This window comes from Paenibacillus sp. Paensp38 (assembly GCF_059491915.1).
In genome coordinates, this window is sequence record NZ_CP168516.1 from 4,411,309 (window position 1) to 4,437,910 (window position 26,602).

Sequence of the window (26,602 nt, forward strand, 5' to 3'; positions counted from 1 at the left end):
AGAAGAATCTTTATGTAGCAGGCATCAACTAAGCTCATATGGTGTAAAGCTTGATAAGGTCCAACAATATAGCAGCAGGTTCTACAGAAATCATATATTAATTTTAGATATGAAGTATATGGCATGGTGCTCACTATTTATGTTATAATGCTTGATAATTTACATAAGGAGATTTTACCGTGATAGAGTATTTGCCACGTAGTAAACAGCACTCTGAATTGTATCTAACTCAGTTTGGTATAGAGAAATGCATACCCAGTCACTTTTTTGGACCTGCGATAAGAGATCACTATTTGCTCCATTATGTTTTGGACGGAGAGGGTACCTTCGAGGTTGGCGGGTTCAGTTATCGCTTGCGGAAAGGACAGTGGTTTCTAATCTGCCCCCAAGTCATCACTTATTATCAAGCCGATGTGGTGAATCCTTGGTCTTATTGCTGGTTTGGTTTTAACGGGGTACTGGCAGAAACACTCCTCAAGCAAGCAGGCCTAACGATGACGCGTCCAATCCTCAACTTTGAAGGAGACCATTTGATTTATCAGTATTTGCAGCTCATGAACGAATCAAGTGGATGCCATAAAGCTCGGGAAACCAGACTGACCGGTCTGCTATGCCTAATGTTATCGGAGCTTATAGAGTTCGGTCCGGTAACACCTCCTGAACAAAAGGAAAGCCGGGCGGAAATTTACGTGGAAAAAGTGAAGGATTTTATCGAAATGAATTATGCTCAGAAGATTACCATTGAGCACATTGCAAATTTTATCGGACTCAATCGGAGCTATTTATGTTCGTTATTCAAACAACAAGTGAACACAAGCATTCAGGATTATTTGGTTCGCTATAGGATCAACAAAGCATGTGAAATGATGGGAAACGCTGAACTTTCGATCGGTGATATTTCCCGTTCAGTCGGCTATAACGATCCTTTACTCTTCTCGAAAATTTTTAAAAAGATAAAGGGATTCTCCCCCAAACACTATCGAATCGAAACCCATGCTCAAACTCAAGCCGACTACTAACAAAAGAGGTCAACCCGAAAAACTGGCTGACCTCATAAGTTTATTTTGTTGTAGTTTGTCCTTCCAAATAAGAAACCGGCTCTTTAACTTCTACTTTGGTACCGCCAAATTCATCTTTAATGAATTTTTGAGTATCCTCGTTATGATAGAGATCCGCTAACTTTTGCAGCCCTTTGTTATTTGCCTTATCAGATGAAGTCACCAGAACGTTAATATTATTTTTGGTTGCCTGACTGATTTCCTCATGGAACAAGGAATCTTTCAGTACATTCAGGCCCCCTTCTAAAGCAATCGTATTCCCAATCAGCACCAAGCCTACATCTTGAATCACTCGTGGGCCTGTTTTGTCATCAATGAGTTCAAATTTCAGGTTTTTAGGATTGCTAGTAATATCATTGACTGTACCCAAGGCATCATTAAAGTCAGCCTTAAGCTTGATCAAACCGGAGGCTTCCAATAACTTCAAACCTCTTGCCGTATTGGCCGGGTTATCTGCCAAAGCTACCAGAGCCCCGTCAGTCACTTCATCGATGCTTTTGAATTTTTGCGAATAAATCCCCATCGGCTCCAGATAGGTTGTGGCTATCGCCTTCAAATCGGCTTTGCTCTCTTTGTTATAGCTAACCAGGTACGCCCATGATTGGAATGCATTCACGTCTACTTCGCCTTCTTTGGTTGCATTGTTCGTTTCGATTCCACCGTTAATTTCTTTCACTTCAATGTCCAGCTTGGCATCCTTGGCGGCCTGGGACTGGGCAATATGCTTCCATATCTGGGCGTCAGAGCCCATGGATCCGATGACTACTTTTTGCGTTTCCGAACCGGAAGCGGCGCCGGAGCCATTGCTGTCCGAACTTTTAGTACCACATCCTGCGGCAATTAATAATAAACTAATCCCTAATAGTAAAACGAACGATTTTCTCATGTTGTTTTCCCCCAGATCATGCTAGTATGCTAGTGCATCGTCATTCCACCTGTAACATTAATCGCTTGTCCTGTCATGTATGCAGAGAGCGGACTTGCCAGAAACAGCACTACATTGGCAACATCCTCCACCTCGGCCGTTCTCCCCAAAGGGACCTGTGAACAATCTTCTTCGTATATTTCTTGAGCGGTCATTCCGCGAATGACGCCTCCTTCAATCCGTTCACGATGCTTCATCGGCGTTTCTACAATGCCAGGGCAGACCGCATTTACCAAAATATTTTGCCGGGCAAGCTCAATGGCCATCACCTTGGTCAAGCCGAGAACCGCATGTTTGGAAGCACAATATCCGCCCATCGCCCGATATCCATTTTTTCCAGCCTGCGAAGCCATTTGAATAATTCGTCCTGCTTTACGAGCAGCCACCATTTCTTTGGCAAAACGTTTGGACGTTACATATAATCCGGTTGAATTGATCGAAAATACTTTCTCCCAATCAGCCAACTCACTATCAATGACATAATCCATCGTAGAAGTACCCGCGCAGTTCACCAATATATCAGGAACTCCCGCTTCGCTGATTAGTAAATCGCACCATCTTTCGATATCATCCGGTTTGGATATGTCCAATTGAGTTTCAACCAACTGTGGATTGACCACTCTATACGGCTCTTCATAAGAGATATCAGCAGAAATCACTTTAGCTCCGCTTTGAATGAAAAGCTCTACAATTCCCTTGCCTATGCCTGACTTACCGCCTGTCACTACCGCTGTCTGATGAGATAGGTCAATCGAAATCATAGATTTTACAATACTCTTTCGAAAGGATCGCGGCTAATGCCTGCTTCCAATACAATTTTCACATATTCCTGCGCAGAGAAAAGGGAGTGGTCCTTGTAGTTTCCACATTCCAAAGCAGTAACAGCCGGGACCTCTGTCGTTTCCAGAATTCTTTTCAAGGTTTTTTCCAAAGCGAGTGCAATTTCCTCAGGCTCATGTTCATTCCATAAAATCAAGTAGAACCCCGTTCTGCATCCCATAGGAGAGATATCAATAATTCCTTTGATTTCATCTCTCAGATACGTGGCTAATAAGTGCTCCAGCGTATGTACAGCTGCTGTCGGAAGTGCATCTTCATTGGGTTGCAAAAATCTCAAGTCATACTTTTGTACTGTGCTTCCTTTTTCGTCATGCTCTACTCCCGCTGCTCTTACATAAGGAGCCTTTACAATCGTGTGATCTAATTGAAAACTTTCTACTTTTGCCATTTTTCTTTTCCTCTTTTCTGTAATTTATATTTTTAATCTAATGATGGATACTCTACATTTGTGATTTTTTTAAAAGAATTAAATGCCCCAAATCAGCATTTTTGTAATTATACATCGGATTACTCGGTTTTACCACTATAATTCTTGTCGTATTTCTTTTTTTCTTTGATTGTCTCTCCTTTGCCTGTAGGTTTTGACATAGTGTACAATGTATACGATAATGCATTTTTACGAAAAAGATCGAGGACATCATAAGCCTCATTTAGGAGAATGCTCTGTGAATGAACCGGATTGGAAGCACCTGAATGCTGTCCCATTACCCTTGCAGGAATTTCAGCTACAGCTGGATCAAAACAGTGTTGACGCCAAGCAACTAGAGGAGTGGAGAAAGATTCCCGTCCTTTATCAGCTGGCTCTGGAGGAATTAAAGAATAAAATTAAGCTGATCCAGACGGAATGGAAGCTGTTAGACGGTTTTAGCCCGATTGAACATATTAAAACCCGAATCAAAGAGCCCCACAGCATCGTGGAAAAGGTTCGGCGCAAAGGGCATGAAGTGACCTTGGACAATATATTGCGTGAAATTCATGATATCGCGGGGATGCGTGTGGTATGCGCCTTTGTGAAAGATATTTATCGTCTGATGGATCATCTACACACTCGGGAAGACATTCGTATTCTGGAGGTCAAGGACTATATAGCCCATCCTAAGCCCAACGGCTATCAGAGCCTGCATGTCATTGTGGAAATTCCACTGATCCTGTTTGAGGGCACACGTTGGATCAAGGTTGAAATTCAATTGCGTACATTGGCTATGGATTTCTGGGCCAGTATGGAGCATATTTTGTATTATAAGTTCGATAAGAAAGTGCCTGAACATGTCGTTAATGGATTGACCGAAGCCGCACGTGCAACCTACGAGCTGGATCAGAAAATGCTGAAGTTGCGCGGCGAAATTTTATCGCTTAGCGAGGAACAGGATGCGGAAGAAACCCCGGAGAAACCATCCGAAGAGTCGTCCATGAAGACACTCTCCCTCCCCGCAGATCACGCCACTTCACGGCCACAAACCTGCTAAGTTTTTGTGTGTAAGATAACTTAAGAATTCCGTCGAGGCTGCAAAAACGTTGGTTCAGTCTTACGCTGAATTCTGTAATGTACAAAAAAAGAGCCATCAAAACCACGTTCATCATGGTTTTGATGGCTCTTTTACACATTTTTTCGATCAAATATTACTGTTTCTCACGGATTTCTGTGCTGATTTTCTCAACGATGTCCGCAATGCTGAGTGATCCCAGATCGCCTTCGCCGCGTTTACGAACCGCTACAGTACCGGTTGTTTTTTCATTTTCCCCGATAACGAACATATATGGAACCTTCTCTAGTTGCGCCTCGCGGATTTTATAACCAAGCTTCTCATTGCGAGTATCCACTTCGACGCGCAGACCCGCTTTCAGCAACGCATCCTGTATCTCATTAGCAGTCTCGATATAGTTCTCGGATACTGGCAACAGCTTCGCATGAACAGGAGCCAACCATAATGGGAATGCACCTGTAAAATGCTCAGTCAGGATGCCCATGAAGCGGTCAATTGAACCGTAGATGGCACGGTGAATAACGACTGGACGGTGCTTTTGGTTGTCCTCGCCCACATAAGTGAGGTCGAATTTTTCAGGCATTTGGAAGTCCAATTGGATCGTTCCGCACTGCCAGCTGCGTTTGAGCGCATCGAGAATGTGGAAGTCAATTTTTGGACCGTAAAATGCTCCATCTCCCGCATTAATACGGTAGTTTATGCCCAGGTGATCCAGCACGTTTTGCAGAGCTTGTTCCGCTTGATCCCACAGTGCTGGCTCGCCCATAAAGTCATCTGGACGTGTGGACAATTCCACTGTGAAGTCAAAGCCAAACACACTATACATTTCGTTAATCAGCTTAATTACGTCTGAAATCTCTTGTTCAATCTGACCTGGTGTGACAAAAATATGCGCATCATCCTGACAGAATGTACGAACACGCATCATACCGTTCAACGCACCGGACAGCTCATGGCGATGCACTTGTCCAAATTCGGCTATACGAATTGGCAGATCGCGATAAGAATGAAGCTCATTTTTAAACACAAGCATATGCCCTGGGCAGTTCATCGGTTTCAGAGCAAATGTAGTTTCATCCACTTCGGAGAAGTACATGTTTTCCTTGTAATGCTCATAGTGTCCCGATTGTTCCCACAGCCGGTTGTTCATCATCAGCGGTGTACGTACTTCCTCATAGCCATGCAGACGTTGAATGTCACGGGAGTAATCTTCCAATGCAGTGCGGACAACCATACCTTTAGGCAGGTAGAACGGCATACCCGGTGCTTCTTCGGAGAACATGAACAGTTCCAACTCTTTACCCAACTTGCGATGGTCACGTTTTTTTGCTTCCTCCAGCAAATGCAGGTGCTCATCCAGTTGTGCTTTTTTCGGGAATGCTGTTCCGTAGATACGTTGCAGCATCTTGTTGTTGGAATCGCCTCTCCAGTATGCACCCGCTACACTCAACAGTTTAAAAGCTTTGATGCGGCCAGTAGATGGCAAATGCGGGCCACGACACAGGTCAAAAAATTCGCCTTGGTCATAGATCGTAATTTCCGCTTCTTCCGGCAAATCACGAATCAGTTCCAGCTTCAGTGGGTCTTCCAACTCTCCAAAAATACGAGTGGCTTCCTCACGGCTGACCACACGACGTGTAATCGGCAGATTTTCCTGTGCGATCTTCGTCATTTCCTTCTCAATCTTGGCCAAGTCGTCAACGGACAAGGGGTTTTCGATATCAATGTCATAGTAGAAGCCGCTGTCGATGACCGGACCGATACCCAGCTTCACATTTTTCTCACCGTAAATGCGTTTGAGCGCCTGTGCCAGCAAATGCGCTGTACTGTGGCGATAAATTTCCAGACCGTCTGCACCGTCCAGCGTAATGATTTCAAGGTCAACGTTCTGGTCCAAAACGGTGTTCAGGTCTACAGCCTTCCCATTCACTTTACCTGCTACGGCGTTCTTTTTCAGCCCGGAGCTGATCGAACCCGCCACATCGGCGATCGTTACGCCCTGCTCGTACTCGCGTACGGCTCCATCCGGCAATTTCACTTGAATACTCACGATTAAAGCCTCCATTCAAATTGTGTGCTATATCAAAAATTGAACGCAAAAAAACGCTTCTCTCCCTCAAGGGACGAGTGCGTTCAGCTCGTGGTTCCACCCTAGTTCGGCCCGCTCCTATGCGTACATTTATGTTCATCGGAACATGCTTATACACGACATACGTGACCCTCCATTGGTATCCGTTAACGGGGATAAAGCGGTGGGCGCTTACTGATGTTACTGTCAGATTGCACAGCTACATGTTCAACGTCACGGCTACAAAGGGGTAACTTCACATGCGGTTGCCGGAAAAGCTCTCAGCCTCGTCTTTTCTCTCTGAACGGCCCTTCAAGGAAATCATGTCTTTGGTCAATGCCTTGAATATCACTATATGCTACAGCATTATAGAGCAAATTCGCGGGTATTTCAAGTGGGCGTTTATGTATCCATATTTACACAGCTCTGAAAACACTATAATATACACTTATCTAGACGACACCGTACAGAAAGGGAGAAGGAGAGATGCCTAGAATTATTGTCACAGAAGAACAATGGATTCGGAAAGGAATCGAACGTTTTGAACAGGGTGGAATTGATCAACTCGTAGTTGAAAAAATGGCCGTTTCTTTGGGGTGCAGTAAGAGCAGTTTTTATTGGTATTTTAACAATCGCAGCAGCTACATTAGACAGATTGTGGAGACATGGAAGGAACAGACGACACAACAGGTGATTGCAGCGTCCATCATCCATGCTGCTGCAGATGAGCGGATCAAAGAGTTGTTAACCCAGATGTTCGGGAAGACGAAACGAGGAGATTTTCTGTTTTATCTGCGAAAACTGTCATTGAAGGATGATAGTTACCGTTCCTTGCTCGATGAAGTTGAACAGATGAGAATGGAGTTTATGAAAGAGCTTTTAATACAGAAGGGAATGCAGGCAGAGAAAGCCTTTCAGAGATCATGGATGTTGTACCATTACTACTTAGGCTGGTATGAGCGTCACAAGCAAGAGACATTAAGTGACGAAGCCATTCAACAGCATATTCACATGATTTGGACAGAGTGGATTTCGAATGAACCCAATTAAGGAGGATGTGGGATGTTGGAATTACTTACATGGGCAGTTGGCGGAATTCTATGGGTACTGAGCGGCATGCATTTATATTGGGTATTCGGCGGACAAAAAGGCGCTAAGGCAGCGATCCCAAGCACGGGAACGGATTTACTCTTTAAACCCTCCAAAATAGGGACATCGACCGTTGCCATTTTACTAGCTTTAGCCGCTTGGTTCGTCCTAGAACTAGGTGGAGTTACACAATTCCTGTTTTTCAGGTCCTTTCATTCCTACGGTGCAGGCTTGTTGTCGTGCGTATTTATTTTACGTTCTATAGGAGATTTCAAATGGGTAGGGTTCTGCAAGAGAAAGAAAGGAACCGTTTTTGCAAAATGGGACAGTGTGCTCTATTCGCCCCTTTGCTTTCTCTTGGGAACAGCCATTTTAATCATTATGTTTTTGCGTACGGCATAACTTAAAGCTGACCTCTATCAGGTGGTTTGTTTCTTTCGCACATCTCCACTCGTTTCTTTCTCAGTGAAAAAGTACAGCAAAGCCAGCACAGGCAGGACGACTCCAATCAGAGCACTGAAATTCCAACCTCCTAACGCATACGACCAACCACCTAATGATGATCCAATCGCTCCGCCTATGAAAAAAATAGACATGAATAATCCATTCAAACGCCCTCTCGCTTCACTTCCCAAGGAGTAAATCACACGCTGTCCAAGTACAAGATTTCCCGATACAGCCATATCCAGTGTAATCGCTGAAATAAAGAGAAGTACGAGTGCAACCGTCGAATGACTTTGAAAAAGATAGATGAGTAAAAAAGACAAGGCTGCAATGATCATAGCTAACCCGGTTAATACTTTACTCCAGCCTTTATCCGCCAATCTCCCGGCAATCGGAGCAGCTACTGCACCACCTACGCCTACTAAAGCAAACAATGCAATCCCTTGTTGGGACATTCCGAAATCATCCGCCAAACGTAGAGGAACAACAGTCCAAAATAGGCTGAATGCACCAAATAGGCAGGCTTGATAGAGGGCACGGCGACGCAATGCAGGCGTTTGTTTTAGAAGAGTACCTAACGAGAAAATCAATTTACTGTAAGATACCGTAGGCACAGGCTTGCGTTCTGGAAGAGCTCGCGAGAGCAGAATCGTCAACAGCGTCAAGACAATGGCTGACAAAATAAATACGGCTTGCCACCCCCAGATGCTGGTGATAAAGCTTGCTACTGGCCGTGCGAACATAATGCCTAGCAAGAGTCCGCTCATGACATTCCCAACAACGCGGCCGCGTTGCTCTTCGGATGCTAAATAGGTGGCGTACGGCACCAGTATTTGGGCTACCACAGATCCAATTCCAATGAACAAGGATGCGGTCAGGAACAACGGGGCATTGGTAGCAAAAGCGGCAACAACCAATGCACAGACTGTAATGATTAGCGATACGACCATGAGCCGTCGATTTTCGATAATGTCGCTGAGCGGTACGATAAATAGCAATCCCACCACATAGCCGATTTGAGTCAAGGTGACAATGAAGCCCGCGGCTGTAGAAGAAAGACCCATAGCAATATGAATAGGTCCTACAAGGGTTTGAGCATAGTACAGGTTGGCAACAATAAGGCCGCATGCGGCTGCTAACAAAAACATCATCCAATTTGAGATACGGTTACTTTCTAAGGCTTGTTGTTCTCTTTGCATGATAATCCTCCTCATTAATTTAAATACTAAACGTATAGTTCATTAATTCGATAGTTAAATAATATACTGAACGTTTCGTTTTGTAAATAGGCAAAATCAACTTTTTATTTTTATATGGTATTTGATATACTGAACGTATAGTTTATTTTTTGTGGTTACTTATATCTATTAAGAAGGTGAGCATTCCAGTGCAGAGCAAAAGAGGACGTCCACGTAATGTCGAGACGCATAAATCTATCCTTAACGCTTCCTATGATTTACTGTTGGAGCAAGGCTTTGGGGCGGTTACGGTAGAAAAAATTGCTGAACGAGCGAAAGTTAGCAAAGCCACCATTTATAAATGGTGGCCTAACAAAGCTGCCGTAGTGATGGATGGTTTCCTGTCAGCCACCATAGCAAGATTGCCCGTGCCCGACACGGGCTCTGTATTAGATGATATTCTCATTCATGCCACAAATTTAGTGCGGTTCTTAATAAGTCGAGAGGGTAAAATCATTACGGAGTTAATAGGCGAAGGGCAACTTGATTCAGGATTGTCAGAGGCATACCGGACCCGATATTTCCACCCTCGGCGACTTGAGGCCAGGCTTCTTATTGAGCGCGGAATGGAGCGCGGAGAATTGAAGGAAGATCTCGATATTGAATTATGTATCGATCTCATTTATGGGCCCGTTTTTTATCGATTGTTGGTAACCGGTTATCCATTAGACGACTCCTATGTACGACAATTAGTCATGAATGCGTTCAAAGGAATTGGCTTGGACTGAATGACGTGGCATCAAGCAGCCCTCACAGAGTATCCTCTGTGAGGGCTGCTTTTTCTTTTACCTGCCACGATCCTCTGGCTAGTTCCTGATTTGTTTATTCGTCAGGGTCTATACTAATTTTTTGCAGCAGGTCGATCAGAAGGTCCTCTTCCTCTTCGGATAGATTGTGGACAAGGCTGACATTGGACTCGTCCAATATTCCTTGTAGGACAGGGGAAAATTCTAGCGCCTTGGCTGTAGGAGACAAAAGATGGGAACGGCGGTCATTTGGGTCTGTTTTCCGTTCAATATAGCCTGATTCCTCCAATTGTTTCACAGAGCGCGCCGTGGTTGCCTTGTCAAATTTAAGTTCATTCGTCAACTGCTCTTGTGTAATGCCCGGCCGCTGCAAAATGAGCTTTAAAAAGCTGTGTTGTCCTCCACTGCCGATTCCGTAAGGAGTCAGTTTTTTGGACAATATTTTTTGATTACGACGGTACAGGTGGGAAATTAGCTTTCCAATCGGTTGTTTTTTTCTCATCAAATACACCTCATTGGCTTAAAAATGACACATCCCCAGTTGGGACCAAAGCAAAGTTTACAATAATATTGTTGCACACGCAACTAATTTGCTGTACACTAGAACCGTTCATTTAGTTGCGCATGCAACTAAATGAAAATTGTCAACGATAACGAGGTGTAATGATGAGTTCAACTGCTACAACGGCTACAACCTATCAAGAGAATATCGAAGTCCAGAAGAAACGTTGGCTGATTTTAATTGTTTTGAATCTGTTTACATTTATGTCCACATTGGATGGAAGCATCGTCAATATCGCTCTTCCTGTGTTGTCTCGCACATTACATTTACCCGTAGCACAGATTGAATGGGTGACAACCGCCTATTTAATGGCGATATGTACCGCTATTTTATTTTTTGGCAAGCTTGGAGATATCGTCGGTAAAATCAAAATATTTAAAATCGGCACAATCGTATTCATTCTTGGCTCCCTATTGTGCGGTCTTAGCTCTTCGCTCTCTATGCTGCTGATTTCCCGCATTATTCAGGCGATTGGGGCGTCCATGACCATGGCAAACAGCCAGGGGATTGTGACAGATGTCTTCCCCTCCAATGAACGGGGCAAAGCACTTGGCCTCATTGGAACCTTCGTTTCTCTAGGTAGTATCGCCGGGCCAAGCTTGGGCGGTATTATTGTCTCCTCGCTCGGCTGGCAGTACATTTTCTGGGTCAATGTACCGATAGGATTGGTCGCTGTCTTTCTTGGCTGGAAGCTTCTGCCGAAGGATTTGATCAAGGTGAAAGATAAAATTGACGTTCCCGGTAGCTTGGTATTTGCTATTTTTATTCTCACTTTGTTCGTCGGATTGTTGCTGGGACAACAGGTCGGGTATGGCGACAAACGTATCGTTGCTTCGCTGGTGATGGCTGTAGTTGCTTTTGCCATGTTTATTCGATTGGAACTTCGTCGTCCACAGCCACTGCTACAGCTCGCGCTATTCAAAAATCCGTTATTTTCGCTCAGTATTTTGTGTGCTTTTCTGGTGTTCGTCGCTAACTTTTGCTTTAACATCATTTCACCTTTTTATGCGCAGAATATGCTGAACTTGTCGCCTTTTCATGCCGGGTTCCTGCTGATGTTGTTCCCCATCTCTATGGTTATTGTGGCCCCACTCAGCGGTGCGCTTTCCGATAAAATCGGGTCTGAACTGCTCACATTCGCCGGGCTGGTCGTTATGGTCATTGCCCAGATTGGATTGGCCCAACTGCATGCAGGCAGCTCCATCCCGCTCGTGGGTCTGTGGATTGCCATGCTGGGCATTGGCAGTGGTTTATTCCAATCGCCGAACAACTCGCTGATTATGTCCACGGTACCCCGCACACAGCTCGGCTCAGCCGGTAGCGTCAATTCGCTGGTTCGCAACGTCGGTATGGTTGTGGGGATCACCTTGGCCACATCAATCCTCTTTTATATTATGAGTAAAGAGGCTGGTTATCGGGTCACCGGCTTGGTCCCGGGTCATCCAGAAATTTTTCTGGCAGGCATGCATGTAGTCTTTATGACGTCTGCGTCCATCTGTCTTGTGGCGGCATTGTTAACAGGCTGGCGGCTGATCGGGGCTAGACGGGTAAGAACGCAGCAAGAAAAGGGATAAAGAGTAACATTTACAATTTTAAAAATGGGATACAAGGGTGGAGCTCACATGAAACATTACTATGCATGCGGAACAAAATTGATGGTAAAGGAGTGTGAAGGCGAAGGCCCTATAAGCGTTGCGATGCGAAAATGATGAAAAAGATGTCTTTACAGGTAATTGAATTGCTAAACCGCAAGATGGCTGCTCTTTCCAAGGAACCCTCTTGCGGGTCCCTACACTTCTACTAAACGTCCATTCTCTTTCCATGATTGCAGTATTTTCTCAAGTACCCACTGGTTTTTGTAGCCGTCCTCGAATAAGGGGGCACGATCCACAGACTCTCCCCTTGCCAGCTCAACAAAATCTTCATAGGCCGTATGATTATAGATTGCAGGGACAGTCCAAGTCTCGTATTCGGCATCCGGGTGTTCTAGGTCACGCAGCACAATGCGGATACTTTCCGGATTACTGAGGCTGGCGTGCAGCGTACCCAGTTCTCCATAGATATCGACTTCGATATCGTGCCGTATGCCGATGGCATTTTTATGTGTGATAAAGGTTCCCACGGTATTGTCGCCTATGATGCCATGAAAGGCAGCGAGATCTTCCACATCCACTTTTACAGGCAGGCCCGTGATCGGATCGAGCCGCTCGGGTGTAATGGTATGTAGCAGCGCTGCGACACTTTTAAATTCACCCACCAAAAAACGGGCCAGATCAATGATATGTGAGGCTGTATCCCCCACTACTCCAGAACCAGCCTTGGCTAAATTGTGACGCCAAGTATACGGATGCTGACGATACGGCGCAAATGCATCCATTAGATAACGGAATTGAATGTTATAGATTTTACCCAGCTTTTGCTCATCCAGCAGTTGCTTGGTATATTGGAAAGCCGCGCCGTAGCGATGCTTATAGTGAACCAGCAAAGGCACCGGATTCGCTGTATATAGCTTTTTCAACCGATCCGCTTCCTCCCATGTGAGAGTCAATGGTTTTTCTGCCAGTACAGCTTTGTGTTTTTCCAGCGCAATACGAATAATGTCAAAATGCACATCATTGGGTGTCAGCGACAGAATCGCATCTACCTCTGGGTCACGGATTAATGCTTCATAATGGGCGTACCGCTTGGAAGTAGGCAGTTGCAATTGTTCTCCGATGGCTTGAAGGCGATGGGGATTCACATCACTAACGGCCACAATAGATACCCCCGAGATGGTGTGCAGTGATCTCATGTGATATTCAGCGATAAGACCCAGGCCAATGATACCCATCCGAATTTGTTTGGTTGGGAAGGTGGTGGTACTCATATGTTCAGAACTCCCTTCTCTTCAATTTGGTTTGAACTCTGTAGCAAATTCCTTTTGCTATGCAGTATCACCCGTTGCTTTGTAGAATAGTCCCCACAGGAAGTGATCGTTGCAACCCTTAATTCAACAGTCCGATGCCGGTAGTGAATACAATGTCTCATAAAAAAAGGATCTGCAGCTCCGTTGTCCGGTGTTGCAGATCCTTGGTATTCCTTCTCTATATCGACTACATCAAAAATGTACCTACCACAAAAGAAACCCCGACGATGATTGAACGCAGCAGCTGTGCCAGAGCCACATTGCCCTTGGCAATTTCCTCGCACACCTTGGTACGCGGCGTCACCAGATCAAAAATCACATAGACGAGACACAGCACTACAATGCCCACAGCCGACCAGGCCAGCATATCGAGCCATGAATGACTGCTGTACGACACCATCCCCACGATGATACACAGACCTAGCAGCTTTGCCCCCATATAGATGCCTGCCGCCTCATTGCCGTGTGCGATTTCTTGATTATCGTTATAACGTGTCAGTAAGCTGAACACAAAATAACCTACGATTAAGATGGCAAACAGGATAAGCAGGCCGATACCTACATTGCCCAGTGCGTTGCCCAAACTGATATGAGAGTCCAATTTTTTTCCTCCTTATGATACTTCAGGATTTTGCAAAATCCTCACTTGTGAAAATGAAACAGATATGTTCGAATATTGTATATTTTTCAATTTAGCTTATACAACCGGCGGATTAGGATGTACGGTGGCAACGGCGGCGGCGCAATAGTAGGCCATATCACCTGTTACCTTTTCACCGATTCGCGGCAGGACACCCGCAAAACGCCCCCCAATTACAAATATGCCTGTTAACACATAGCCGTGAAATAGCCCTTCCTCGGTCTGTACCTCTGCGGTCTGCATCGGCCACAGCCGCTGATAAATCTTAGGCTGTCCTTCATAATAAGCGGCAACATGTGCGGCTTCCTCCTGCTCAGGCGTTCGTGGGGCATCAGCTTGGTGAAGCAGATCAGGATGGTCGGTCTTCGCATTTTGAACCTTTCCCAAGACACCTTCTAGTCTCTCCTCGTCTTCGGTATGTTCAATCAAGTGCGTCCCTTTACCCTCCCGACCCCATATACCTTTGGCCACATAGGGCTCTTTATTTTGCATAAACACCGAGGGTTCAAAATACGTAGGCAGCAGGTAGGTTCGTATCACCTCCAGCTCGCGATCGTCAAACAAACGAAAACCACAGAACTCTGGTGTCTGCTCATTGCGCTCATACAGTGACCAAACGGTTGCGGTGAACCCTTTGCTCTGGGTAATGATATGCTGCGGTGGGTTGATTAATCCTATTTTCCCGTCTGCCACCATATCCATTAGCGCCTGCCCCACCTCAAGCCCCGTATTCTCCTCCCGGTCATCAATTAGATACTCCAGCGGATACAGGCGATAGAGAATGCGGATTTGCTCTCCCCGGTGATACAATCCTTCATTCGGGATAATCTCCAGTTCTTCCAAAGGAGCATAAACGACTTCGAATCCGGCTTGTTCACATAAACGCATAATATATTTGGTGTTCGTCTGATCCTCGATGTGCCAGTCATAGCAAGTGAAATACACCTTTGTCCCTAATCCCTTGCGGCTATAAAAATGAATGAGCTCCGTCAAGGCAGACTGAATCGCCTCGTCCATTCCAGTTGAGGGTCCATGTAGTGCATTGTCATCCTCCGACATTCCTCCCTTACTCAGCACCTCTAGCAGCTTTCCTTCGAGATAAGCCACCTCGGGAATTCCGGTTGGGGTATCGGTGTTATTCTCAATGCACTTGATACCCGCTTCCCCCACAATCCAGTCCTGGCGGGTTATCCCATCCGGCTCGGCCTCCATACGTGCAGCACGCAGCAAGCCCGGATGAATCCCCAACCGTTCCACCAGGTATTCATCCGGCATATAGCGCTGAACGAATTGCTGAACCTTGCGATAAATACGATGTACCGCCTCAGAAGCAACCTGAAGCTCTGCCAGCTCGCTTTCCCGATATACCGTTAAGGCCGGCACGCAATAGGACTTGCCATACATGCGGTGATACGGGATGATACGGCTGATTTCACCCTTAAAAAGCTCATCATGTTCATAAGGCAATTGCCGAATCGTGCGCATGCTCATCTTAACCCCCAGAGAAAAAGCCGCTGCGTGAGCCGCTGCTGCCAAAACCGCTGTGTGAGCTGGAAGATGAGGATGAGCTTTTGCGGTATGAGCTGGAAGAAGAACGACTGCTATGGTATGAGGAGCCTCCACTATAATAAGTCGATCCGCCATAGTAATACCCACTGCTGCCTGAATCCCGACACGCCGTTTGTTCCGATATAGGAAGCTCATCGCAGTCATAATACTCGTCGTCACCGCAACCCGTCAGAGCGGCCGGGACAGCCAACATCAGGGCAAAGGCCGCCATCCGTGTACGAGAGCCGGGCTTGGATTTCATTTTTTCCCAAGAATGCTCCATCACAGATCGACCTCCTTCACAAACAGATGTACCTTTTTCAGCTGAGGGTCCAGTACCGAATATATAAATTCATATGTTTTGCCACCCAGTACTATATAGTGATCTAATAGCCGTTGGGCCAACTCCAAAGTAAATACCGAACCTTCCCGCTGATCCATACTACGGAATGCAGGTTCATGCCATATCCAGTACATTGCACTGTATGTGGAAGTGTAACCTCCCTCACTGGCAAGCACGAGGTCTGTGATAGACGCACCGTAAGGCTTTGCACGTTCCCCTGTAAATTCAGTCACATAGACGGAATGATCCGTATGTTCCTCACTTTCATTCGAGATATGCGACCATAGTTTGTCATGGAGACGCGTAGCGTCTACAAGCTTGCGTAGAAACAGCTCATCTCCCGATACGGATTCCCGTGTCAGGCTGCGCAGTTCCTTTTGAGTGTCTTCCGACCATTCGCGATACGTTAATGAATAATAAATGATGATTCCCTTCCCTTCCTGTACGCTTCTGTCATGAGGTTTGCAACAAATCAAAGCGCTTCTGTCGTTGATCACTATACGAGATTCTACCTTGAAAAGGTTCAATTTGGAAGAAAAACACGACAAAAAGCCGCAATCCCTAGGATTACGGCTTGATTTTAGCTGCTACAGCTTGATATTGTTCTCGTCGAAATATTCCTCCAGCGTCATCCCCTGCTTGGCTACATCCTCCGCAATGTCTATTCCCACATAACGGATATGCCAAGGCTCATACACGTAGCCGGTCACATCTTCCTTACCCTTCATATAACGAATAATAAATCCGTATTCCGGTGCATGTTGTTCCAACCATTCGCCTTCCTTGGAAGCTCCGAAGGATTGCTCCAGCGCATTACCTACGCTTGGGCTGGATACATCAATGGACAATCCCGTCTGATGTTCACTCGTACCCGGTACAGCGCTGACTTTAGAGGCATATTCCTGTCCCTTTGTCTTTACATTGTTGTCGAAAATAGACACCTGACGCTTATAGGAACGGTATCCCGATACCGCACGCAGCTCAATGCCGTCCTTTTTCGCACCGTCGAACAGCTTCTCCAGTGCCTCTGCCGCATCTTTACGCAAATGCCGCTTTTCGTGCGGTCCCTCGAAGGAAAATTGCACCTGCGGCTCCACCAGGTCGTCTGGGACATAGCCCACAGGCAAGCTGCGCTTTTTGTTCACAACGACTGTATCCGAAGTCGCATTGGTGACAATCGCGGTTCCATCCTCTTCCTTAACCGTGGCTTGCAGCGCACTCTGGCTCCGCAACGCCATCACTGGGTCGGCTTGTCCACTTTCTGTACCCGCAGAGGCTTGTCCAGCACTAGTGCTGCCATTGCCCGCATCCGGCTGGGTGGAAGGCTGCACATTCTCCTGTACCGCTGTAGATGACTTTAACGGCTCGCTTTCCTGTCCACCTGATCCTCCCTGCTGGCAGGCTGCCAGTAATAGCCCTGGCAGGATCAGCCCTGGAATGAGCGCTTTGGTCCATCGCTGAGATGTGCGCGTCTGTTGTATATGTCGTTTCATGCTGGTATCTCCTCCAATATTGCAATTGATACATGACTTGCAGTGACTTTTCCGTTCCCCCATTGTAACTGAACTTTGGACACTCTTCGAAGCCGTTATCCCGTTCGATGAAGGCGAATAGACTCGAAAAAGGAAGTATATACCCGAATTGTTACGGAGTATGACGTTTTTGCGGAATTGCAGCTCGGGCCCGCTCGGCTACCCGTTCACGTATGAGTTTCAATGCCTCTTCCGCACGGGGTAAACCCGGCAGCAAAGCCGTAATATCCGCTTCCTTCTTAGGAACAAGCTTCTGCGGCAGATGAATCTCAATCGCATGAAAACCTGCACCGGGACGATGTAATGCTCCTTCTGCCGCTGACTCGGCAATCCATTCGCTAATCGCAGCCGATCCACTGCGTCCGCCTTCCGGCCGCGAGGTAGACTCAAGCGCGGGGGATGTCCCCTGCACATGAGATAACTCTCCGGCCCAAGCACTGAATACGTACTCCAGCAGCTCTTCCCGCGTCATTCCGATCAATTCCAGACAGGTCTGCGGCTCGCTTTCCATCCCGGTCTGAAGAGCCTTCTTCACATCGTCGACTACACCCACGCCATCCTCCATGCTGGAAGTGGCTGTCTCAGCTGCTAGCTGAACGATCTCATCCAGCGATAGACAGGTTTCCCCTTGCAAAAAGCGGTAGATGTCCAAAGGATCTGCTTTTAGCTGCTCCAGCCATGCCTTTCGCTGTTCGGGGTTTAGTACAGGCGCTGGACCCATCCATTGGACAGCATGTGCGGAAGGTACACCCGTTGATTCGCCTTCCAAGCCATTTCTGTCTAATTCCGCTATCCATTGACCGTCAGTTACTTTCAGCTTCACTCGCGGCCTCGTCATCGCCTTCATCCTTTCTCTGCTCACTCAATCCATACATCATTTTGCAACGCTATCAGACCGCGCAATTCATCATCAGACATTTCGGTGAGCCAATGTTCACCGGAGCCGACAACCTGCTCGGAAAGTGCCTTTTTGCTCTCGATCAGCTCGTCGATTCGCTCCTCCAGTGTACCTTGACAAATCAGCTTGTGCACTTGTACATTGCGGCTTTGACCAATACGGAATACGCGGTCTGTCGCCTGATTTTCCACTGCAGGATTCCACCAGCGGTCATAGTGAATGACATGGCTGGCACGTGTCAGGTTCAGGCCCACACCACCTGCACGCAGGGAAAGTACGAATATATTCGGCCCTTCTCCCTGCTGGAAGTTGTGAACCATTTCATCCCGTCTGGTTTTCGCCAGTCCTCCATGTAGAAAATACGGCTCTTCCCCGAAGATTTTGGCCAAACGGGAGACCAGCAATTCTCCCATCGACACATATTGGGTGAATATCAGCGCCGATTCTCCGTTCTCGCGAATCGTCTCTACCAATTCCAGCAGTCGCTCCATTTTGCCCGAGTTTTGCGTTTTACCACTATCAGCCCGACCCGGAATGATCAGACCCGGATGGTCACAAATCTGCTTCAACTTGGTCAGTGAAGACAGAACAAGCCCTTTGCGAGCTATACCGATCTGCCCATCCAGTGTTCCCAATAATTGATCCACTACGCCCCGATACAATCCGGCCTGCTCTGGTGTCAGTACACAGTAGGATTTCAACTCCAGCTTCTCCGGCAAATCCTTGCGTATATCTGGGTCGCTTTTGAGTCGACGCAGCATGAACGGGGAGACGAGGCGATGAAGCTCACGCAACGCAGACCCCCGCTCCTCTCCCGCCAGACTGTACCGTTGGCGGAATGAAGACGCCGTACCGAGGTAACCTGGGTTCAGGAATTGAAAAATAGACCACAGCTCGCTCAGCCGATTCTCTACCGGGGTACCCGTCATGGCAATCCGATGTGGAGCAGACAGCTTCATGACGCTTTGTGCTTGCTTTGTTCGTGCATTTTTTATATATTGCGCTTCATCCAACACGATGGAGGACCAGTATACCGCAGATAAATCGCTACCGTCCCGTCCCGCCAAATGATAGGTAGTGAGGACGATATCATACTCACGTACACTTTCCTGAAACAGCTCGCCGTGGAGTCGCTGGTTTCCATGGTGAATATACAGTGACAAATCCGGTGAAAAGCGTTTCAACTCGCGCTGCCAGTTGCCGAGCAAGGACGTTGGACAGATGATCAACGCCGGACGTTGATCATCTGCGCCGATGCCACCGTCGAGTAGGCAGGTGATGACCTGAATCGTTTTACCAAGCCCCATATCGTCCGCAAGGCAGACGCCAAAACCTAATCCACGCATCGCGGCCAGCCATTGAAAGCCGCGCTCTTGATAGGGCCGTAATGCGCCGTGCAGCGTCTCTGGCACAGGTCGCGGCTCTACCGAACGAAGTACGCCGCCCTCAGCCAAAGACGCAAGCAATCCGGCGGATTCCGCGCCAAAGATGGACAAGCCTTTCCATGAGGCCTCGCCTGCACTTTCATTTTCTGCGGCCAGATGCATCCATTCGGACAAGCTCATCTCACCGTTCTCACCGCGCTTGATAAAGCGCAGCACCTGACGAATTTCCTTAGGATCGACCTCGATCCATTCCCCTCCGAGACGTACATACGGCAAATTAGCGGCGACAATGCTTTCCAGTTCCTCCATCGTCAAAGTTGTATCACCCAGCACAGCCTCGGCATCAAACGAAATCATGCGGTTAATGCCGACAGTCGATGTATCGGCAATCACACCATCCGGCTTGGCACCCTGCTCTGTCGAACGCATTTTGAGCCGCAAGCCTGCACGTCTTCGGCCCTCCCGGCTCCAGCGTGAAGGCATTTGCACGGTAATACCGTTCTTTTGTAATGCGGGAACGGCTTCCGTCAGGAAGCGGAAGAACATCTCCGGCTCCAGTGTCAGCCCTTCGGGATAAGGGCGGTTCAACGCTTCTTGCAATATAGGTGCCGCTTCAGCAGCCTGTCCGAGCCTCATTAGCAGTTGCGCCTGCACTTGACGATATACAATTCCGCCGCGAACCAGATCGCGTTCAGGATGCGCCCACAGTGCCAGAGCAGGCAGTCGCAACCCCGGCTCAGCATCGCTTTCTGCCCAAAAGGTAATGCGCCATTCCTTCACACTCTCTTCCAGCGAAGGCTCCAAACGAAGGCACAACCGCAGTTGCCCTTCTATCGGCTCCTTGTCTTCCCGCTCCGTGACAGGCATTGCGCTTCCCTTAAGAGAGGACGCTTGGAGAACCAGCTCCTCCATCTCCGCGGGCGTTCCCTGAATCGCCACCGGGCGGGAACCTGTCAGCAGACTGTTCCACCATAGCTCTGTCAGCGGCGATCCTCCGCGCCGATACTCTGCACGATATCGTCCCAGCTCACGGTCTGATGCTGCCAACACCGCGGTCGTTTCCGCATGGATGACCGCACACAAGAAGGAGTACAGCACGATTCCGGCTGCATCCTCGCGTGTTTCAGGCTCCTTACCCGCGAAAACGGCAGGAGCCGCCATACAAACAGCCGGCATTGCAGCAGCCAGCTCATGAAAGCGGCGTATGTCCTCCTCTTGATACAGACGAGGAATCCACACCCCGACAGCCGCTTCCGGACCGCGACGACGCGGTCCCGATGGACGCGCCTCTGTAAGCGATGGCGTAATTTCGCCCCGCTGCATCAGCTCTAGCGCAAAATAAGCGGCTTTTTGCCAATATTGCATTTCCTCGCCCAGCGTAATGCCCGATGCCGCACAGCCCTTCTCGTCCATGCGGGTCAGCAGTGCCATCGTCTCGCGCGGTTCCAGCGCCAAGCCCTCCAATGTACGCCCCAGCATGGAACGTCTTTTGCCACCTCTGCCCGCGGTTTCCACACGAGCAGTGTTCGGTATTCGTACCTCGGCAAGGCGCAACGCAGCCTGCCGAAACGGCCGAAGGTCTCCCTTTAGCGTCAGCCTGCGAATTACACTGCTCCACGCATCGATACGTGGTTCCGACGTCTCACCAGAAAAGCAAAAAAACACATCTCCGAGCCATATCCCATAAAGCGGTTGATTCATATCTGTCTCCCGTCCAGCCTTTTGAATTATTACTCTTCATCATATACGAAAACGGGCTCTTTTCAAAACTTTATCACAAAAATAAATGGAAAGTCATAAGTCAATAACCTTAAATATTCATGTGGTTAACTATAAATAAGAGAATCAATTTACAGGATTAATTGTCTTTTTCTTCATCATCCGCTTTTGCATCCTTCAGATAAGGGTTCAGGCTGTCTTGCAACAGTTGCTTGACCTGTACACGCAGTTCTTTGGGAAATACGACCTCGGCCTCTGGCCCGTATTTTAGCAAAAGTCGGGATACATATCTAAACTCTTCGACCGGAATATATCCCTGCCATTCCTGAGCCTGCCCTTCCTGATGGGAAACATTTTGGAAGAGGGCATCTGATCCGGCCAGCCTGACACCCAATGCGGTAAATTTTATTTTGGACGGAATTCCTATACGGGAATCCTCCGAAGCCAACCATTCTTGAAGTGTAGGAAGGGTGTCCAAGGTGTCGTCCAGCATCGTTATTGTGATCACCCGATCTGAACGATACAAAATGATGCGGTCTCTGCTATACGCTGGCATGTACCAATATCCGTGATCAAAATACAGTCCAATCGGATATACCTGAGTCCACTTTGCCCCGGAAGCGGAGCGGTAATGCATGTTCACCCGGCGCTTATTCAGCGCAGCCTCCAAAATGATTGAGGTGTAGGGTGAATCTGCGTGAGTAGGTAGCATACGAAAAGAAATGTACTCCTTTAATTGATCGATGCTGTCCTGCACATCCTGTGGAAGTTCGGCATAATAGTGCTCGGATAAATGCTCACGAACTGAGCCAAAAGGGATATCTGGAATGTTCTCCAACAGTTGCAGCATGAGAAAAAGACCCAAGGCCTCGTCACGAGCAAGATGAAGGGGAGGAAGAAGCCGATTGGGAAGTGCCCGATACCCGCCATGAGGACCCATTTCGGTATAAAGGGGTAATCCGGTCTGCTGCAAATAGTCGAGATCTCTCTGTATCGTCCTGACGGAGACACCAAAACGTTCAGCCAGCTCACGCGCCGTATATTTTTTTCGGGAATCCAGTATCCTCATAAGAGCAATTCTGCGTTCGTTCATAAGGTACCCCTCTAATCAAAAATTAATTTAAAATGACCGTTTAACTACGACATACGATGTCATAAATACATTGTAACATTAGGATATAGAAAGGAGTGAATGAACACTATGAAGGATTTGAAATCAAACGCAGTTGTGCTGTATATTGCCATGAGTCTCGACGGGTATATCGCTTTGCCGGACGGTTCGGTGGACTGGCTGTATGATGTTAAAGGGGATGGTGGGGACAATGGATATGCCGACTTTTACGATACCGTTGGTACGGTGCTGATGGGCAGACTGACGTATGAGGAAGTATTGAAGCTCTCAGATGATTTCCCTTATGCTGGAAAGCCATGCTATGTGCTCACACGAGCATTAACGGAGCAACAGCAGGCGCCACATATTACATTTACGGACGAAGCTCTGAATGAACTGGTTCTACGTCTACAAGGACAATCGGAAGGTGCGGTATGGCTAGTCGGTGGAGGCCAGTTAGTCCAGGCCTTCTTACAAGCTGGACTGCTGGAGAAAGCTATCATTGCGATCATTCCCAAAGTGCTTGGACAAGGAATACCGTTATTTCCAGAGGGAACACTACCAAGTACGTTTGAACTCCAAGAAATAGAACGCCGCGGGGATATTGTTCTTCTCCATTACCATATATAATTAATTTTGCAAAAAAGCCTTCGTATGTTCAGGATCATGCAATTTCCCTGACATACGAAGGCTTTATCGCGTGCTTTTGTTCTTATTTAGTCTTCAAATTTTCCCATGTTTTCTGGAAATCATCGAATAGCTTCCCAGCATCCGATTTACCTGCCACATAGGCTTGCATCTGACTTCCGAATTCTTGCTGTGCTCCTTCAGGATAGCGGCTAAAGAACCAGCCCAGCAGTTTGTTTTCCTTACTGTACTTCACCACTTCAGCACCCAATTGGCCCATATCAGCCTCTGCCCCTTCGATGCTCTTGAACGCTGGAATAAACTTGAATTCCTTGGTGATATACTTTTTACCCTGCTCGGATGTTACCATCCAGTTTAAGAACTCTTTCGCCTCGGGTTTGACAGACGAATTTTTATTAACCACCCAGTTGTTGGCGACACCTACAAACAGCTTATCTCCGGCTGTTGCGTCTTCACCAATCGGCATAGGCAAAATCCCCAGATTCAGCTTCGGATTAATTCCGTCAATTTGGACCTGAGTCCAGTTTCCTTGCTGCATCATGGCAGCCTTTCCAGTGGCGAAGTTCGTTACCTGCGTGTTGTAATCAGTCGTGAGCGGCTTCGTATTCCCATACTTCAGTGTCAGATCGAACAACTTAACCCACTCGGCAAATACAGCGTTGCCCGGAATCTTTGCAGTTCCATCATTCAGTCCCTTAACGAAGGCCGAAGGGTCTGGCTGATTGGCAAATGCCACGTTCAGCAAATGATTGCCCAGCACCCAAAACTCCTGATATCCATTAGAAAATGGAGTAATCCCAGCGGCTTGGAGCTTTTGTGCAGCTCCCTCCAGTTCGGACAATGTTTTAGGGGTCTCCGTAATCCCCGCCTTCTTGAACAGATCCTTGTTATAAATAAAGCCGTACCCTTCCAGATTCATCGGCTGGCCATACAGCTTGCCGTCTTTGGTCATCGGCTCTTTGGCGACATCGACCACATCCCCAACCCAAGGCTGGTCAGACAGGTCCTCCAAATATTCCAGCCACGTATCCAGCTCGCGGTAACCGCCGACGTTAAAAATATCCGGCTGCTCCCCGGAAGCAAACTTCGCCTTTAAAGCCGCTCCGTAATCACTGCCCCCGCCCACGGTCTGAATATCGAGCTTGATCCCTGGATGAGACGCTTCGTATTCCGCCTTCATGCGGTTCAGCGCTTCTGCAATCTCTACCTTGAATTGAAAAATGTGAATGGTTTTTTCCTTCACTTCCTCTTTGCCTGCGTTTTGTCCGCCACTGCTGTTACAACCTGCCAAAACCAGGGCAAAGGCCGCGAGAAGCAAGATTAATGCTTGAGCTTTCTTTTTAAAAGTATGCGTTTTCATTTTGATGTTCCTTTCTATTCTAAATTCATACCAGATGAACTCGAAAAATTCATGTGGAAACGGAGCTAACGGAATGGTGCTGAACAAGCGATAGCGCTCGCCTTTGTCTCTAGATTCCCACCTTTATTCGTTTATTCAGGGAAATCTGGAGGCTAACAGCGATGGTAAGCACCCTCGTTTGCGGAGTGGCACACCGTGTACATTTTCAGCTCATCCCACACTCAACCCTTGACCGAACCCGCCATAATACCTTGTATAATATATTTTTGCATAGCCAGAAAGAATGCGATGACTGGCAAGATGCCCAGCACCAGAGCAGGCAAAGCCAAATCCCACTGCTTTGTGTATTGTCCGAAAAAGGCATAGGTCGCAATCGGAATCGTGCGCAGCTCAGCCTTTTGCAGTACCAGAGAAGGCAGGAGATAATCATTCCAAATCCAGAGCGTATTTAAAATAATAACAGTTACCATCATCGGCAGCATCAACGGATACACAATTCGGAAAAACACTCCGTAAGGCGTACAGCCGTCCACCGTAGCTGCTTCTTCCACCTCGACTGGCACACCTTTGACGAATCCATGAAAGAGAAAGATCGACATTGGAGCTCCGAATCCCAGATAACAGATGACCAGACCACTTATACTGTTCATTAAATCCAGTGTACTTACAACCTTGACCAAAGGAATCATCACCGATTGAAAAGGAATAACCATAGCAGCTACGAACAGGCTGAACAACACTCGATTATAACGCGTCGGACGCCGGACCATTCGGTAAGCTGCCATTGAGCTGATCAGTACGAGCAGCAGATTACTAACTACCGTAACCACGAATGAATTCCATAAAGCTTCGGGAAAACGTGTGATGCTCCACGCTCTAGCGTAGTTGCTCCATACAAAGGTTTGTGGCCAGGCCGCAGAATCGGTGAGCAGGTCACCAAAGCTTTTGACCGAATTCACGAATAAAAAGTAAAACGGGACGAGGAATAACAATGCGACGAGGATCATCACTATCTCGGTCGCCCATGTTCCAAAGCGGTAGCGCTTGCTTGTTTCCATTTACGCTTCCACCTCCCGACTTTTCGTCAGTCGTACCTGAAGGCTCGTAACCAGAGCAACAATGATAAAGAAAATGAGTGCTTTAGCTGTTCCCAGCCCATAACGATTATTCACAAACGCTTCATTGTAAATATTGAGTGCAACCGACTCTGTGGACCCGAAGGGACCGCCTTTGGTCAGTGACAAATTAAGATCGAACATTTTGAATGACCATGATATCGCCAGGAAAAGACAAACCGTAACGGCAGGCATGATTAAAGGAAGTATAATCGACCGCAAAATTTGCATCCGACTAGCTCCGTCAATTTCGGCTGCTTCTAGCATATCGCGGGGCACATTGGTTAGGGAAGAGATATAAATCACCATCAAATACCCGGCAGTTTGCCAGATAAACACGATTACAATGCCCCAGAAGGCCGTGATCTCATCTCCTAACCAGGACAGATTGAAGAAGGACAAGTTCGTGCTCTCTCCGATTGCTGCAAATCCCTTGACGAAAATAAACTGCCAGATAAAGCCCAGCAACAGACCTCCGATCACATTGGGCATAAAAAAGATGGTCCTTAGTACATTTTTTGTTTTCAACGGTTTGGTTAGAAAATACGCCAGCAGAAAGCCAAAAATATTCGCAGCCACCACTCCTACCACCGTAAAACGGACCGTAAACCAGAACGCTGTCCCAAATTTGTCATCATTCCATAAAATGTGACTGAAATTATCCAGCCCGACCCACTTTGCCTGATTGGCTACTCCATTCCACTCTGTAAAAGAATAGTACATTCCGAGCATGAAAGGGATTACAATAATGATAACGAAAAATAACGTCGACGGCCCTACAAAAATCCATTGCTGTAGCCATTGCGACGACTTGGCGCGATTCAAACCGATCCCCCCTTATGTTGTCTATTGGTGTCTGGAACGCTCCTTTACGGCTTTCTTTCAGCAGTATGATGTTTGGGCCGTAAGGATATGCGATTCACATGTTCATTATGTCGAATAAG

General features: G+C 47.3%; 25 protein-coding genes. 7 read left to right on the plus strand and 18 right to left on the minus strand.

Going from position 1 to position 26,602, the window contains the following annotated elements:
* Positions 1 to 179: 179 nt before the first annotated feature.
* The gene (locus ACEN8J_RS19495; protein WP_165148101.1) at positions 180 to 1,019 is read left to right on the plus strand and encodes an AraC family transcriptional regulator; all 840 of its coding nucleotides are present in this window, start codon (positions 180 to 182) and stop codon (positions 1,017 to 1,019) included.
* Positions 1,020 to 1,059: 40 nt separating this feature from the next.
* Here the strand turns inward: ACEN8J_RS19495 and ACEN8J_RS19500 are convergent, their stop codons facing one another.
* Genes ACEN8J_RS19500 through ACEN8J_RS19510 form a run of 3 tightly spaced genes read right to left on the minus strand, consistent with a single transcriptional unit; the run spans position 1,060 to position 3,211 of the window.
* Entirely contained in the window at positions 1,060 to 1,944 is an 885-nt protein-coding gene (locus ACEN8J_RS19500; RefSeq protein ID WP_029515965.1) for a MetQ/NlpA family ABC transporter substrate-binding protein, read from the minus strand.
* Between the two features lie 29 nt (positions 1,945 to 1,973).
* Positions 1,974 to 2,744 carry an SDR family NAD(P)-dependent oxidoreductase gene (locus ACEN8J_RS19505; RefSeq protein WP_029515966.1) on the minus strand — a complete coding sequence of 257 codons (771 nt, stop codon included), beginning with the start codon at positions 2,742 to 2,744 and terminating at the stop codon, positions 1,974 to 1,976.
* 5 nt (positions 2,745 to 2,749) lie between these two features.
* Positions 2,750 to 3,211 carry an S-ribosylhomocysteine lyase gene (locus ACEN8J_RS19510; RefSeq protein WP_029515967.1) on the minus strand — a complete coding sequence of 154 codons (462 nt, stop codon included), beginning with the start codon at positions 3,209 to 3,211 and terminating at the stop codon, positions 2,750 to 2,752.
* A gap of 277 nt (positions 3,212 to 3,488) precedes the next feature.
* Here ACEN8J_RS19510 and ACEN8J_RS19515 point away from each other — a divergent pair, with 277 nt between their 5' ends.
* Positions 3,489 to 4,289 carry a GTP pyrophosphokinase gene (locus ACEN8J_RS19515; protein WP_029515968.1) on the plus strand — a complete coding sequence of 267 codons (801 nt, stop codon included), beginning with the start codon at positions 3,489 to 3,491 and terminating at the stop codon, positions 4,287 to 4,289.
* Positions 4,290 to 4,443: 154 nt separating this feature from the next.
* Here ACEN8J_RS19515 and thrS read toward each other — a convergent pair whose 3' ends face one another.
* Positions 4,444 to 6,357 carry a threonine--tRNA ligase gene (thrS, locus tag ACEN8J_RS19520; protein ID WP_029515969.1) on the minus strand — a complete coding sequence of 638 codons (1,914 nt, stop codon included), beginning with the start codon at positions 6,355 to 6,357 and terminating at the stop codon, positions 4,444 to 4,446.
* A gap of 504 nt (positions 6,358 to 6,861) precedes the next feature.
* Here thrS and ACEN8J_RS19525 point away from each other — a divergent pair.
* Both ACEN8J_RS19525 and ACEN8J_RS19530 read left to right on the plus strand, forming a co-directional pair.
* A complete protein-coding gene (locus ACEN8J_RS19525) occupies positions 6,862 to 7,425 on the plus strand; it encodes a TetR/AcrR family transcriptional regulator (protein WP_165148092.1) in 564 nt (187 codons plus the stop codon).
* Between the two features lie 12 nt (positions 7,426 to 7,437).
* Positions 7,438 to 7,866 (plus strand): DUF3995 domain-containing protein, encoded by a 429-nt coding sequence (locus tag ACEN8J_RS19530; protein WP_029515972.1) that lies wholly within the window; start codon positions 7,438 to 7,440, stop codon positions 7,864 to 7,866.
* Positions 7,867 to 7,883: 17 nt separating this feature from the next.
* On the opposite strand, the gene ACEN8J_RS19535 is transcribed toward ACEN8J_RS19530, so the two are convergent.
* Positions 7,884 to 9,107, minus strand: coding sequence for an MFS transporter (locus ACEN8J_RS19535; RefSeq protein WP_029515973.1), 1,224 nt, complete (start codon positions 9,105 to 9,107; stop codon positions 7,884 to 7,886).
* A 188-nt stretch (positions 9,108 to 9,295) separates the two neighbouring features.
* On the opposite strand from ACEN8J_RS19535, the gene ACEN8J_RS19540 reads away from it, so the two are divergent.
* On the plus strand, positions 9,296 to 9,874 hold the full coding sequence (locus ACEN8J_RS19540) for a TetR/AcrR family transcriptional regulator (RefSeq protein ID WP_029515974.1): 579 nt from the start codon (positions 9,296 to 9,298) through the stop codon (positions 9,872 to 9,874).
* Positions 9,875 to 9,968: 94 nt separating this feature from the next.
* Here ACEN8J_RS19540 and ACEN8J_RS19545 read toward each other — a convergent pair whose 3' ends face one another.
* On the minus strand, positions 9,969 to 10,394 hold the full coding sequence (locus tag ACEN8J_RS19545) for a MarR family winged helix-turn-helix transcriptional regulator (protein ID WP_029515975.1): 426 nt from the start codon (positions 10,392 to 10,394) through the stop codon (positions 9,969 to 9,971).
* Between the two features lie 164 nt (positions 10,395 to 10,558).
* On the opposite strand from ACEN8J_RS19545, the gene ACEN8J_RS19550 reads away from it, so the two are divergent.
* Positions 10,559 to 12,028, plus strand: a complete 1,470-nt coding sequence (locus ACEN8J_RS19550) for an MFS transporter (RefSeq protein WP_029515976.1) — start codon at positions 10,559 to 10,561, stop codon at positions 12,026 to 12,028.
* A 215-nt stretch (positions 12,029 to 12,243) separates the two neighbouring features.
* Here ACEN8J_RS19550 and ACEN8J_RS19555 read toward each other — a convergent pair whose 3' ends face one another.
* From ACEN8J_RS19555 to ACEN8J_RS19595, 9 genes are all read right to left on the minus strand, one after another.
* Complete coding sequence (locus tag ACEN8J_RS19555; RefSeq protein WP_241113467.1) at positions 12,244 to 13,320, minus strand: Gfo/Idh/MocA family protein; 1,077 nt, start codon at positions 13,318 to 13,320, stop codon at positions 12,244 to 12,246.
* A 226-nt stretch (positions 13,321 to 13,546) separates the two neighbouring features.
* Positions 13,547 to 13,960, minus strand: coding sequence for a DUF350 domain-containing protein (locus ACEN8J_RS19560; RefSeq protein ID WP_029515979.1), 414 nt, complete (start codon positions 13,958 to 13,960; stop codon positions 13,547 to 13,549).
* A gap of 96 nt (positions 13,961 to 14,056) precedes the next feature.
* Positions 14,057 to 15,490: a glutathionylspermidine synthase family protein gene (locus ACEN8J_RS19565; protein WP_049816912.1), complete on the minus strand. Its 1,434-nt coding sequence runs from the start codon at positions 15,488 to 15,490 to the stop codon at positions 14,057 to 14,059.
* Between the two features lies 1 nt (position 15,491).
* Positions 15,492 to 15,830 carry a hypothetical protein gene (locus ACEN8J_RS19570; RefSeq protein ID WP_069010810.1) on the minus strand — a complete coding sequence of 113 codons (339 nt, stop codon included), beginning with the start codon at positions 15,828 to 15,830 and terminating at the stop codon, positions 15,492 to 15,494.
* Positions 15,830 to 16,387, minus strand: coding sequence for a hypothetical protein (locus ACEN8J_RS19575; RefSeq protein WP_239645142.1), 558 nt, complete (start codon positions 16,385 to 16,387; stop codon positions 15,830 to 15,832). The genes ACEN8J_RS19570 and ACEN8J_RS19575 overlap by 1 nt, the downstream gene beginning before the upstream one ends.
* A gap of 90 nt (positions 16,388 to 16,477) precedes the next feature.
* On the minus strand, positions 16,478 to 17,383 hold the full coding sequence (locus ACEN8J_RS19580; RefSeq protein ID WP_165148080.1) for a M15 family metallopeptidase: 906 nt from the start codon (positions 17,381 to 17,383) through the stop codon (positions 16,478 to 16,480).
* A 151-nt stretch (positions 17,384 to 17,534) separates the two neighbouring features.
* A complete protein-coding gene (locus ACEN8J_RS19585; RefSeq protein WP_495593869.1) occupies positions 17,535 to 18,260 on the minus strand; it encodes a phosphoribosylglycinamide synthetase in 726 nt (241 codons plus the stop codon).
* Positions 18,261 to 18,280: 20 nt separating this feature from the next.
* Complete coding sequence (locus tag ACEN8J_RS19590; protein WP_069010809.1) at positions 18,281 to 21,406, minus strand: DEAD/DEAH box helicase; 3,126 nt, start codon at positions 21,404 to 21,406, stop codon at positions 18,281 to 18,283.
* A gap of 157 nt (positions 21,407 to 21,563) precedes the next feature.
* Positions 21,564 to 22,517, minus strand: coding sequence for a helix-turn-helix transcriptional regulator (locus ACEN8J_RS19595; RefSeq protein ID WP_495593870.1), 954 nt, complete (start codon positions 22,515 to 22,517; stop codon positions 21,564 to 21,566).
* A gap of 108 nt (positions 22,518 to 22,625) precedes the next feature.
* Here ACEN8J_RS19595 and ACEN8J_RS19600 point away from each other — a divergent pair, with 108 nt between their 5' ends.
* The gene (locus ACEN8J_RS19600) at positions 22,626 to 23,165 is read left to right on the plus strand and encodes a dihydrofolate reductase family protein (protein WP_495593871.1); all 540 of its coding nucleotides are present in this window, start codon (positions 22,626 to 22,628) and stop codon (positions 23,163 to 23,165) included.
* An 82-nt stretch (positions 23,166 to 23,247) separates the two neighbouring features.
* Here the strand turns inward: ACEN8J_RS19600 and ACEN8J_RS19605 are convergent, their stop codons facing one another.
* From ACEN8J_RS19605 to ACEN8J_RS19615, 3 genes are all read right to left on the minus strand, one after another.
* Complete coding sequence (locus tag ACEN8J_RS19605) at positions 23,248 to 24,543, minus strand: ABC transporter substrate-binding protein (RefSeq protein ID WP_165148071.1); 1,296 nt, start codon at positions 24,541 to 24,543, stop codon at positions 23,248 to 23,250.
* A 221-nt stretch (positions 24,544 to 24,764) separates the two neighbouring features.
* Positions 24,765 to 25,601 carry a carbohydrate ABC transporter permease gene (locus ACEN8J_RS19610; RefSeq protein ID WP_029515989.1) on the minus strand — a complete coding sequence of 279 codons (837 nt, stop codon included), beginning with the start codon at positions 25,599 to 25,601 and terminating at the stop codon, positions 24,765 to 24,767.
* On the minus strand, positions 25,602 to 26,483 hold the full coding sequence (locus tag ACEN8J_RS19615) for a carbohydrate ABC transporter permease (RefSeq protein ID WP_029515990.1): 882 nt from the start codon (positions 26,481 to 26,483) through the stop codon (positions 25,602 to 25,604).
* Positions 26,484 to 26,602: the final 119 nt, after the last annotated feature.

Bases quoted from the DNA above. Each gene is read 5' to 3' on its own strand.
- ACEN8J_RS19600 (WP_495593871.1), top strand. From the start codon at position 22,626: ATGAAGGATTTGAAATCAAACGCAGTTGTGCTGTATATTGCCATGAGT.
- ACEN8J_RS19500 (WP_029515965.1), bottom strand. From the start codon at position 1,944: ATGAGAAAATCGTTCGTTTTACTATTAGGGATTAGTTTATTATTAATT.
- ACEN8J_RS19550 (WP_029515976.1), top strand. From the start codon at position 10,559: ATGAGTTCAACTGCTACAACGGCTACAACCTATCAAGAGAATATCGAA.
- ACEN8J_RS19590 (WP_069010809.1), bottom strand. From the start codon at position 21,406: ATGAATCAACCGCTTTATGGGATATGGCTCGGAGATGTGTTTTTTTGC.
- ACEN8J_RS19525 (WP_165148092.1), top strand. From the start codon at position 6,862: ATGCCTAGAATTATTGTCACAGAAGAACAATGGATTCGGAAAGGAATC.
- ACEN8J_RS19530 (WP_029515972.1), top strand. From the start codon at position 7,438: ATGTTGGAATTACTTACATGGGCAGTTGGCGGAATTCTATGGGTACTG.
- ACEN8J_RS19605 (WP_165148071.1), bottom strand. From the start codon at position 24,543: ATGAAAACGCATACTTTTAAAAAGAAAGCTCAAGCATTAATCTTGCTT.
- ACEN8J_RS19510 (WP_029515967.1), bottom strand. From the start codon at position 3,211: ATGGCAAAAGTAGAAAGTTTTCAATTAGATCACACGATTGTAAAGGCT.
- ACEN8J_RS19535 (WP_029515973.1), bottom strand. From the start codon at position 9,107: ATGCAAAGAGAACAACAAGCCTTAGAAAGTAACCGTATCTCAAATTGG.
- ACEN8J_RS19595 (WP_495593870.1), bottom strand. From the start codon at position 22,517: ATGAACGAACGCAGAATTGCTCTTATGAGGATACTGGATTCCCGAAAA.
- ACEN8J_RS19580 (WP_165148080.1), bottom strand. From the start codon at position 17,383: ATGAAACGACATATACAACAGACGCGCACATCTCAGCGATGGACCAAA.
- ACEN8J_RS19565 (WP_049816912.1), bottom strand. From the start codon at position 15,490: ATGAGCATGCGCACGATTCGGCAATTGCCTTATGAACATGATGAGCTT.
- ACEN8J_RS19610 (WP_029515989.1), bottom strand. From the start codon at position 25,601: ATGGAAACAAGCAAGCGCTACCGCTTTGGAACATGGGCGACCGAGATA.
- ACEN8J_RS19505 (WP_029515966.1), bottom strand. From the start codon at position 2,744: ATGATTTCGATTGACCTATCTCATCAGACAGCGGTAGTGACAGGCGGT.
- ACEN8J_RS19555 (WP_241113467.1), bottom strand. From the start codon at position 13,320: ATGAGTACCACCACCTTCCCAACCAAACAAATTCGGATGGGTATCATT.
- ACEN8J_RS19570 (WP_069010810.1), bottom strand. From the start codon at position 15,830: ATGGAGCATTCTTGGGAAAAAATGAAATCCAAGCCCGGCTCTCGTACA.
- ACEN8J_RS19585 (WP_495593869.1), bottom strand. From the start codon at position 18,260: ATGACGAGGCCGCGAGTGAAGCTGAAAGTAACTGACGGTCAATGGATA.
- ACEN8J_RS19545 (WP_029515975.1), bottom strand. From the start codon at position 10,394: ATGAGAAAAAAACAACCGATTGGAAAGCTAATTTCCCACCTGTACCGT.